Raw genomic sequence first — 789 nt, 5'->3', positions numbered from 1 at the left:
GTTAAATACAAGGCGAAAGCAGCAACAATCGCAGCAANAGATTGCCAGAAATATTTCCAACGAGCCGGAAGACCTTTTGAGTTTTTCTCGACCACTTTTCGATAATCGTCGACCCAACCGATCGCACCAAATGCAAGACAAACAAACAAAGTGATCCATACATAGCGATTACTAAGATCCGCCCATAACAGCGTTGCAATGCCGATGGCTACGAGAATCAAGGCACCGCCCATTGTCGGCGTACCTGCTTTACTCAAGTGAGATTGCGGCCCATCGTCACGTACCGACTGACCAATCTGACGCGTTGTTAGCTTATTAATCATATGAGGGCCGACCCACAATGCGATCAATAGCGCTGTAATAATCCCCAATATCCCTCGGAACGTGAGATATTGAAAAACTGATAGAAAACTAAAATATTCGCTGAAAACTTCAGCCAACCAGAAAAGCATTACGCATGACCTCGCCTAAACAATTCAATAACTTCCTCAAGTGCGACAAAACGCGATGCTTTTAATAAAACTGTCGCTGGTAGGTCAGATAGTTGCGCCAATGCCTCTGCAATTTCGCTTTTACTTTCAAATACGTTTGCTTTTTCGCCGATCTCACTCGCCATTTCCAAAGCAAAATGACCCAATAACCAGACTTCGTCCACTGGGAGTTCACTTGCGTACTGCGCAAGCCCCCTGTGCATTTCTCCTGCTAGCGAACCTAATTCGCCCAGTTCACCTAAAACAGCAATGCGATTGCCGCCGTGAGCTGCCAATACGTCTAAAGCCGCTTTCATCG

2 pseudogenes are annotated in these 789 nt (G+C 46.1%); both read right to left on the bottom strand.

What is annotated here, in order from left to right:
* Nucleotides 1-452 (bottom strand): annotated as a pseudogene (locus A3738_RS04645) (phospho-N-acetylmuramoyl-pentapeptide-transferase); the annotation flags it as partial.
* Nucleotides 452-789, bottom strand: a pseudogene (locus A3738_RS30575) (UDP-N-acetylmuramoyl-tripeptide--D-alanyl-D-alanine ligase); the annotation flags it as partial. The pseudogenes A3738_RS30575 and A3738_RS04645, both read right to left, overlap by 1 nt.

It is taken from the genome of Oleiphilus sp. HI0066, assembly GCF_001635725.1.
The sequence above is the reverse complement of the archived record's forward strand: the minus strand, read 5'-3'. Positions and strand labels throughout refer to the sequence as shown.